Source organism: Sediminitomix flava, from assembly GCF_003149185.1.
Classification (GTDB): domain Bacteria; phylum Bacteroidota; class Bacteroidia; order Cytophagales; family Flammeovirgaceae; genus Sediminitomix; species Sediminitomix flava.
Window position 1 is genome coordinate 1 of the sequence record NZ_QGDO01000038.1, and the last position, 1,168, is coordinate 1,168.

1 protein-coding gene is annotated in these 1,168 nt (G+C 30.1%); it reads left to right on the forward strand.

The genetic code is table 11. The annotated features are described in order from the left end of the window. Positions 1 to 159 precede the first annotated feature (159 nt). Complete coding sequence (locus BC781_RS25390; RefSeq protein ID WP_109623376.1) at positions 160 to 903, forward strand: hypothetical protein; 744 nt, start codon at positions 160 to 162, stop codon at positions 901 to 903. The last annotated feature ends 265 nt before the right edge of the window (positions 904 to 1,168 follow it).

The window sequence follows — 1,168 nt, forward strand, 5'->3', positions numbered from 1 at the left end:
GTATTCTCAAAATCTTTCTGTATTATTTTTAAATGGAGATTCACCATGATAAATGATTAGCTTTAAATTTTTATATCGATAACAAGGGGCATATTGCACAGGTAGGTATGCGACGCAACCTACCTGCGACACCATGCCCGAGTCGTTAGGCTTAATAATATGAAAGATTTAAGAAGTAAATATGTTCCACCTCATGATATTACAATTAATGATCATTGGGGAGATTTTTACAATTATTATTTCATATGGTTAAAGCCATTCTATAAATATAAATCCAATTCAAGATCTAAATTCAAGTTGTCTAGGATAATTGAAAAGCAGACATATCTCTCAAACCTTGAGAAGCGTTTAAATATTAACGTATTCGATAATGCTGATTTTGAAGGTATAAGTAATTCTGTTGAAGAAGATTATCTAGAATTTATTTTAGAAGAGTGTGAAACTATAACTTGGAAAGAAATAAAAGAAAAAGAGCATCTTGATTCATTTGGAGATGTTAAAATACGAACTATAAATAAGTCAAAATTATGTAGTTCATATGATATAAATGCTATTGAAACATGTTTTGCTCCAAATCAAGTATCTCCAATTTTAGATTATTTAAGTCAATTAGGATACAAGGAAATAGAAATTAGTAGCGATATAAGTATGCTTTCTGATGAAGACGTTCAACGGCTAGAAATTTCTAAAATAAATCAAAATAATGGATTTGAAATATACCGTTACAATGGTATAATGAATATTTCGACAGAGGATAACAAAATTCTCTTTTCAAATTTGTATGACTCATATTACACTTTCATCTCATCTGTGGAAAAGGAAACAATAGACAATTTTCTGAAGATTAATTCGATAGAAGGTTGGTATATAAATAAAGAGGATAGAACTTGGTATTTTAAATAAAAATAAGCCTAACAAGGGGCATAGTTCACACCGCACTTACCATCAACACGACCTAAGTGCGATACCATGCCCGATTCGTTGTACCTCATTAAAAAACATGAAACGAACATTTTTTTCAACAATACTAATTTTTTATTCATTCTTGAGCTTTTCTCAATCTTCAAATAAGTAGGTTAACGTTGTTTATGGTGATCACCATATTTATACTTTTGAGACACCTAATAACTGGGTTAATGATAAGAGATTAGCATCACAAGTCGGATTG